Annotated in this window: 6 protein-coding genes; 2 read left to right on the forward strand and 4 right to left on the reverse strand. The window is 70.2% G+C overall.

Going from position 1 to position 8,314, the window contains the following annotated elements:
- The first annotated feature begins 225 nt into the window (after positions 1–225).
- Positions 226–960 carry a zinc ribbon domain-containing protein gene (locus D7Y15_RS40640; RefSeq protein WP_120581532.1) on the forward strand — a complete coding sequence of 245 codons (735 nt, stop codon included), beginning with the start codon at positions 226–228 and terminating at the stop codon, positions 958–960.
- Positions 961–990: 30 nt separating this feature from the next.
- Positions 991–1,641, forward strand: coding sequence for a ribonuclease HI family protein (locus tag D7Y15_RS40645; protein ID WP_121755937.1), 651 nt, complete (start codon positions 991–993; stop codon positions 1,639–1,641).
- Positions 1,642–2,103: 462 nt separating this feature from the next.
- Here the strand turns inward: D7Y15_RS40645 and D7Y15_RS40655 are convergent, their stop codons facing one another.
- From D7Y15_RS40655 to D7Y15_RS40670, 4 genes are all read right to left on the reverse strand, one after another.
- Positions 2,104–3,891 (reverse strand): lipopolysaccharide assembly protein LapB, encoded by a 1,788-nt coding sequence (locus tag D7Y15_RS40655; protein WP_148713001.1) that lies wholly within the window; start codon positions 3,889–3,891, stop codon positions 2,104–2,106.
- Positions 3,888–6,173, reverse strand: a complete 2,286-nt coding sequence (locus D7Y15_RS40660) for a DnaJ domain-containing protein (RefSeq protein WP_121755940.1) — start codon at positions 6,171–6,173, stop codon at positions 3,888–3,890. Before D7Y15_RS40660 ends, D7Y15_RS40655 begins: the two co-directional genes overlap by 4 nt.
- Positions 6,170–7,690, reverse strand: coding sequence for a S16 family serine protease (locus D7Y15_RS40665; protein ID WP_121755941.1), 1,521 nt, complete (start codon positions 7,688–7,690; stop codon positions 6,170–6,172). Before D7Y15_RS40665 ends, D7Y15_RS40660 begins: the two co-directional genes overlap by 4 nt.
- Positions 7,691–7,698: 8 nt before the next feature.
- Positions 7,699–8,314, reverse strand: a 616-nt coding sequence (locus tag D7Y15_RS40670; RefSeq protein WP_148713002.1) for an Hsp70 family protein, incomplete at its 5' end; no start/stop codon positions are given.

Raw genomic sequence — 8,314 nt, forward strand, 5'->3', positions numbered from 1 at the left:
CGGCAGGCCGTGGCGGCGAGGAGGAGCGCGGGGGCCAGGAGGGAGCGGAGGCGGTGGCTGGACACGCGCCCGGTCTAACGGGTGCGTGAAGCGGATTCAAACGCTCAAGGGGCAGGCGGCGAACACGGGGATGGAGGCTTCCCCAATTACGCGTTGGAACCCCAGCACCCTTGTTGGTACAAGAGCCGAGCCGCGCGTCGGTGCGGCCGTGTGGGAGGCAGCAACTTGCGGGAGAAACTGAAGGCCTTGGCGGAGCTGCAGAAGGTTGACCTCGAGGTCGCCTCGCTCCGAAAGGCGGCGGACGTGCATCCCCGCCAGATTTCCGAGCTGGAGCGGGAGCTGGGGGTCGCGCGCAATGGCATCGAGGCCGAGCGGACACGCGTCGCCGACCTCGAGAAGCAGAAGGCCTTGCTCGAGCAGAACATCACGGACGAGAAGGACAAGGTGAAGAAGTGGGAAGCGCGCCTGTCCGACCAGCGCTCCACGCGTGAGTACTCGGCGCTCGCTCGCGAAATCGACATCGCGAAGAAGGGCATCCTCACCCAGTCCGAGGCACTGACTGAGAAGGTGAAGGAGCTGGGCCAGGCTCGCGAGGGCATCAAGGGCAAGGAGGCGGAATACGCCACCAAGCAGCAGGGCCTGTCGGGCCGGATGACGGACCTGCGCGGGAAGCTGGGCGAATCCGAGTCCCAGGTGAAGGGGCTGGAGGGGCGCCGCGCGGAAGTCGCCGCGAACGTGGATGCCAACCTGCTCCGCCGCTACGAGGTCATCCGCAAGAAGAAGCTGCCCGCGATGGTGGGCGTGGTGGCCGGCACCTGCCAGGGCTGCAACATGAACCTGCCCCCGCAGATGTACAACATGCTGCGCACCTCGCTGGGCACCGACGTGTGCCCCTCGTGCAACCGCATCATCTTCGCCGTGGAAGCGCTGAACGAGCCGAAGGACACCGCCGAGAAGTAGCGGCGGCGCATCACTTCGGTCCCCTTCCCCATGCCGACCCCTTCGCTCGTCGACGTCCTCCGTCACATCGCCCGTGAGGAGCCGTTGACGGCGACGGTGCGCGCCTTTCGCGGGCTCACCCGCGAACACCTGGGTCAGCTGTTGGACGAAGCCGCTGACCAGCTGGGCGGCGGTCCGCGCGACGCCGGGGCGCCTGCGTCAGAGCCCGCCCCGCGGACGGCGCCCGAGTCCACCACGCCAGGCATCGAAATCGTGACGCCCGCCGCGGGTGGAGCGCTGAACCGCGTGCGCGTCTATTCAGACGGAGCGGCGCGAGGCAACCCGGGCCCTGCCGGTGCGGGAGCGGTGCTGACGAACGCCGAGGGCGCGGTGGTGGCGCGCCTGGGCAAGTTCCTGGGGCACCAGACGAACAACTACGCCGAGTACATGGGCCTGATCATCGGCCTGCAGCACGCGAAGAGCCTGGGCGCCCGCGAGGTAGAGGTGTTCGCGGACAGCGAGCTGCTCATCCGCCAGCTGGGTGGGAAGTACCAGGTGAAGAGCCCCACGCTGAAGCCCTTGTTCCAGGAAGCACAGAAGCTGCTGGCCACCTTCGGCAAGGTGAGGCTCGCCCACGTCCCCCGCGCGCAGAACGCGGAGGCGGACGAGATGAGCAACCGGGCCATCGACGAGCGGATGTAGCCCCAGGGTCCGTGCCGCCGTTGCCTGATTCCGGGCATGATCGCTCCCCAACCGGGCGAACGGGGGCAGCGTGAGGGGACTGAGACTCGGAGTGGGCTTCGTGCTCCTGGTGCTTGGAGCGGTCGCGCTCCTCCCCGGGCTCTATCTTTCGGTTGGGATATGGGTCAGGCCGGGGCCCACGCTCGCGGCGGATGTCGTGGCATGCGAGCCAACGGCCTCGGCGCAAAGCTGCGTCCGTTCGACCTGCCACGGGATGAGCGAGTCCGAGTGGAAGCTCGACCATTACGAAATGGTCCAGTTCGAGCGTCACATGGTCCACGTGGTCGGCCTCGTCCTCCTCGGGGCAGGCCTGCTGATGCTGAGCGTCAGTGGCTTGCTCCTTCGGTCAGAAGGAGCGCCAGCCACGGCCGGAAGTGAATAGCCGGCCTGGCCTTCAACGACTGTCGCGCTGCCGAGCCTGCATCAGGGCAGAGTGTCCCCCGCAACGGCGCCGGACGGCTTGGGGCGTGTCCAGTGCTCGAGCGCGATGCTGACCGCGCCGGGCAGCAGCACTTCCTTCTTCACCCGCGCATACGCCACCTTGGAGTCCTGGCCCCGCGCATCCAGCTGGCGCGCGAGCACCAGACGGAGCGCGGCCCTCTCTCCCCAGTCCAGCGTCGCCGTCAGCGACTCCACGGGCAGCTTGCCGCGCAGCACGTCCTGCAGCTCGCCGTAGCCCAATTCCACGCCGGAGATGTCGAGCGTCCTCGCCGCGAGCGCGGCGTCCCCGAGCCTTTCGAACTCCGCCGCCAGCAACATGCCCGCCTCGGAGCCGACATGGCGGAAGCCGAAGAAGTCGACGTGCGTGGAAGCCCGCGCGGCGAACTCTGGCTCCTCGGCGAGCGCCAGCATCAGCCGCGCCGCGGTCTCGACCGAACCATCCTGCGCGCTGCTCGGCGCCTCGGCATCCGGAGGTTGTCCCAGCGAGGCCGACAGCCACCGGGCCACCAGTCCCTCCGGCTGGTCCTTCTGGGCCCACGCGATGAGTTGCCGCATCGCTGCGTTCTCCTTGCCGTCCTGTGACGCGTGTCCGACCAACTTCGCGTAGAGCAGCACGTCATCCAGGTCCGGCGGCTCATTCTCCGCGCCGGCCTTGAGCAGGCGCTCCGACAGCCTGCGCGCCGCCTCCGCGCGGCGGCCCAGGGCCACCAGCACTTCGGCATGCGTGTCCTGGTAGCGCGAATAGTCCGGGTCCCCCTGCTCGATTGCATCCAACAGCGGGAGCGCATCCGCCCAGCGCTGCTGACGTGCATACCGCACCGCCAGCGCACGGCGGGGAAGCAGCTCCCCGGGATGATTGCGCACCAGCGCCTCCAGCCGCGCGGTCCCCGCGGGCTCGGCCTCGACGCGCGCGAGCATCACGGCCATGACCAGGGAGTCGGGATGGCGTTCCACCTTGGCCTGGTAGTACGCGCGAACCTCGTCAGTCCGCCCGGCGCGACGCATGTTGTACATCCACGCCCGCTGGGCGTCCGAGTCGTCCGGCTGCGCGTCACGCCGCTCCCGCGTGGCGGCGAGCGACGCGAGGAGCCCTTCGTCACGCGCGAGCACCATCCTCGCGACAACGGCGGCGTTCTGCGCGCCCGGCGTCTCCGGCAGCGCCCGCGCGAGCTCTTCCGCCAGGCGCGCGGCCTTGGCCGTGTGGTGGTTCGTCATCAGCCAGCCGTAGCTCGTGGCCCAGCCCCCCGGCACCTGGCCCAGATGCATGCGCGTGGTGGAGCGGCCATCCTCCTTGCGCATCGAGAGGCGCTTGGGAGGTTCGGTGAGCATGTAGTCGATGTGTCCAGCCCGCAGGAAGGGCGTGCCCGCGAGGACCAGTGGCGCGGACTCAGGCGCGGTGGTGCCAGGAGCGTCGTCCCGCGAGTAGCGGACCGTCGCCATGTAGAGCGGAGCGGCGCCCAGCAGGTTGTAGACGAAGAGGCCACCCTCGTCGGTCACGTACACCGTCTCGTGGGCCAGCGTGGCCGCCCCGCTGCGCACGTCCACGTCCAACGGCCCGACGGGCATCTGGCGCACCCGATGATCATTCGCCGAGAGCGAAAACTGCTCGCCGCCCGCGGTGACCGTGACCGAGGTGTCCAACGCGTTGACGAAGAGCACCTGCTCATGCGTGTCGAGGGACCGGACCGCGCCCACGATGGCGAGCGCACAGACACCGATTCCACCGAGCAGCAGCATGCCCTGGCGGGGAGAAGTCGAAGGAGCACTCACGGCCGGGCCTCCTGGGTGAGCGTCGAAGCGGTGAGCAACAACGGGCGGCGCTCGCCCGCGCCGGGCAGCTGCCAACGGTCCACCCACGCATGGAAGAGGACCTCCAAGGCACGCGGATCCGCCGCGTCGGCCACGAGTTCCAGCGGAGGAGCCGGCACGTCCGCCCCGAGCCCTTCCTGGGTCACCGACCAGACCCGCTGCGGTGATGCGCCTCCCGGGCCGGGGTTCGACGCCTCGCGCACACGCAGGGTGAGCACCGGCGGCCCGTCACCCGGCAGCCCCCGACCTCCGTCCACGACGAGGACGCCCTGCCCCAGCGCTTCATCCACCGTCCGTTGCCATGCGTGCACGATCAAGTCCGAAGGGTCATCCCGCTCCGGCGTCCGCGTCCCGGCGGGCGCCTCCCACGTCACGGTGACGCGGCGGCTGTGGTTGCGAGAGACGGCGTCCAGCAACGCCGTGAAGAGCGCGCGGGACGGCGCGGCGGCGCTGCCTGGATCCAATCGGGACTCCATCCGTGTCCGCGCCTTGCCCAGCTCCGCGTCCACCCGGGCCTGGAGCTGGGGGACGAAGCGAGGGTCGGGCTGCTCGCGCAGGTACTCGAGCATGGGGCTCAGGTCCTCACGCGACGCGACTCGCATCCAGGCGTGCTCCGCGGACAACCGATTCTGCGGCCACACGGCCCCGCCCACGAGCAACACGCCGATCCCCGCGGCGGCGAATACACCGGGCCAGGGAGAAGGCGTGTTCGGTGCTCGCACGTGGCCTTGCTTGTCCGCGCTCGACAGCAACGCCGGAGGCAGGTGCTCCACGCCGCTCTCCGCGTCCAGCATTCCCCGGCCGAGCAACTCCAGCACACGGCGGCGACGGGCGATGAGCTCCTGGGCCAGTGACTCCGCCTTGTCCTTGCCCCGCACGGTCAGGACCATGCGCTTGTCACTGAAGCGCAGCTGGATGTTGGTGTGCTGGTAGACGCCGTTGGTCTGGTGATTCACCAACTGCAGGTCCTGCAGGTGCACGAGCGGCCACACGGTGATGCGGTCGATGGCCACCTGGATCAGATGCAGGGGATGGATGGTGTTGAAGCGCCCGTAGGGGCTCGCCATCACCCGCAGGAGATAGCGGGCCTGGAAATACATGGCGCCGGAACCGAGCGCCGCGATGGCCGCCCACCCCACCCAGTCCCAGACACCGCGCTCGTTGGTTCCCAGGAAGAGGAACGCCAGCAGGAAGCACAAGGCCGTGGCGCACACCAACGTGAAGAGGGCCGGCATCACCCAGGTCGTCAGGACGCGCCAGCCGCCGATCCGCTCGGCCTCCGAGTGCAGCCATTCACGGGTGACGGAGGGCAGTGCGTCCACCTCCACGGTGACGCTCGTTGGATACGCGACCTCCGTGGCGCTCTCCGGGTTGAAGCGCCGGCCGAACGCGAGCAACTGGTTCGCGCCCTTGGACTTCTGCTGGGCGAAGAGATGCGCGGCGGCCGAGGAGAGCTGGCCTCCAGTCCATCGGCGCAGCTCGGCGTCGGCGTCCTCCGGCAGCTCGGCGTCGAGCCGCGCCAACTCCTTCGCGGCGTTGGCGTCCTGGCCGAACTCCAGCATCGTCGCGATGCGCCGCACCTTGAGTGCGAGCACGTCCATCCGCGAGATGGCGGGCAGCGACTGCGCCTGCTCCAGCACCTTGAGCGCGTCCGCCACCTGCCCCATCGCCTCCAGGCAGTCCGCGAGCGCCACGCGCGGGCCCACTTCCGAAGGGCCGTGCTTGCCCGCGCGCCAGAAGGCATCCGCGGCTTCCTTCATCTGCTCCAGCCGGAGCAACGCCCAGCCCCGTTGCAGGTGCCCCTGCCAGGAGTCCGGTGCCCGCGCGAGCAGGGCGTCGAACTCCGCCAGCGCCTCCTTGGCGTCGCCCTCGTAGAGGAAGTGACGGCCCAGCAGGATCCGCGCGTCGTGGAAGTCCGGCTGTTCGTTGAGAAGCTCTGTGAGGAGCCTCCGGCCACCGACCTTATCACCTGCCTCGAACAGGTTGATGGCTTCCTGGAGCGCGGCGTTCTTCGCCGCCTCCGGGCCATCCGCCTGTTGCGCGGCGCTGGCGTCGAAGGCCTGGCGTGCCTCGGGGTCGTTGAGCAGCTCGTACGCTTCGCGCAGACGGCGGAACTCCTCCGGATGCGTCTCCGGCGGGTTCTGCCGGACGCGCTCGAAGTACGCCTTCTTGATGGCGCGGGCGTCCGCGTCCTTCTCGACGCCCAGCACCTCGTAGGGGTTCTGGCGGGCTTCGTTGTTCACCGTCGCTCCAGTCCTGGCGTGTTCGCGGCCGCGTTCACGAGCCGCCACGCCTCATCCAAGCTGTCCACCGCGATCAATCGCAGGCGTCCGGACACTTCGGGCGGCAGCGCCGCCACGTCGTCCAGGTTGCGGCGCGGGTGCAGCACCACGCGCATGCCTTCGAGGTACGCGGCCACCAACTTCTCGTGCACGCCGCCCACCCGCCGCACTTCACCGTTCAGCGTCAATTCACCCGTCACGGCCAGCCGCGCGGGCAACGGGCGTTGCGTGTACGCGGAGAGGCCCGCCAGCGAGAGCGCGAGCCCGGACGACAGGCCGTCCTTGCCGACCTCCGTGTCGGTGTAGTGCAGGTGCAGGTCGTAACGGGTCGTGAGCGTTCCCAGGCTCAGCGCGGGAGCGCGGGCCCGCACCACGCTGAAGGCCACGTCCGCGGCCTCCTGGCCTTCGGGCCCCACATGGCCACTGCACCGCAGCACGCCGCGCCCGGGCACCGCGATCGCCTCCAGCGGCGAGACATGCCCGCCCCCCGGATGCCAGCCGAGCACCCCCACGCGCCCGACCGCGGGCAGGTCACGCGCCAGCAGACGGCGACGTTCAGCGATTTCGGCCTCGCGGCCCGCCGCCGCCAGGGACTCTCCGTTCGCGGCCGCGCGGGCATAGAGCGCTTGTGCCTCGTCCAGTGCTCCAGCTTCGAGCCGAAGGTCTCCCAGACGCAGCGCCGCGGCCCCCGGTGCCCCCGCCAGGTCGAGCACGGCGCGACGGGCCTCTTCGACCTGGGCGGCGGGACGTCCCTCCAGCCACAGCAACTCCGCGCGAAGCAGGGCCGCGGCGGCGCGGGTCCGGGTCGCCGCGGGTGCGATGACGAGCTGCCGCTTCACCTCCGCGAACGAGCCCCGGGAGAGCGCTTCGACAGCTGCGTCGAGCTTCGCCTCGGAGAGCGCGGCACGCGCCGTGGGCAGCTTGAGGGCCTGGATCGCCTGCTCCAGGGGAGGCGCGTCCAGCATGGCGGTGGTCGCCGGAAGTCCGAGCGCCGCGCGAGCCCCCAGCACCGACTCCGCGAGGCGTGGATCCTCCGGTGCAAGGAGACGGGCCCGCTTGAGCGCGGGCATGGCTTCGGACGGCCGGTTCGTGCGCTCGCACAGACGGATGACGGCGCGCCAGGCCTCCAGTTCACCGGGGGCGGCTTCGGTGGCCTCGAACGCATGCACGAGCGCATCGTCCGGCCGCTCCTCCTCCAGGAGCGTGATCAACTCCGCGCGCAGGGACGCATCGCGAGGCGCTTCGCGAACGGACGTCTGCAACATCTTCAGCGCCTCTGTCCGCTTGCCGTCGCGCGCCCATGCGCCGCACAGGAGACGACGCGCGGGCCCACCTCCACCCAGGTCCAAGGCCTTGCGCGCGTGCTCCGCGGCACCGCGAAAGTCGCGCTCCTGGAAGAGCGCTTCGGCCAATGCCAACCGATCAGACGGTTCGGACGGGCGCAGCACCACCGCACGCTTGAGCTCGGTCAGCAGCATTCGCTTGCTCAGCCCAGGTCGAACAGCAGGTCCGTGAGCTCTGCGTCCAGGCGGGCCGCGGCCCCCCGGTCCCCCTTCGCACGAGCCTCACGCAAGGCATTGCACAGCGACTCCAGCCGGGGACGCACGCTCGCTGGCGCGGTCGCGATCCGTTCGGTCGCCGCGTTCAACAATGCGTCCGCGTCTGCATCCGGAGACACCGCGGGCGGAGCCACGGACACGGGTGCGGACGACGGCGTTGCCGGCACAGGGGCCGCGCCCCACTCGCGAGCCAATCGCTCCTTCGCCTCCAGCCGCTGCTCCGGCCCCAGGCGCTGCGAGCGCTTGTCCACCACCAGCGTGGCCTCCTTGCCCGTGGAGACCACCCGCGTCGTCACATCGAGGATGCCGTTGATGTCGTACGTGAACGTGACCGCGACCTTCTCCGACCCCGCGCGCCCGGGCGGCACGCCCTCCACCGTGTACGCGTCCAGCAGCAGGTTGTCCTTCACCAGCCGGGCCTCGCCCTGGAACACGCGGATCTCCACCGCGCGCTGCCCGTCCGCCGTCGTCGCGAAGGTCTCCGTGCGCGACACCGGCACCGTCGTGTTGCGCGGGATGAGCGGAGAGAAGACCCCACCCACC

The organism is Corallococcus sp. AB030, from assembly GCF_003668965.1.
GTDB lineage: Bacteria > Myxococcota > Myxococcia > Myxococcales > Myxococcaceae > Corallococcus > Corallococcus exiguus.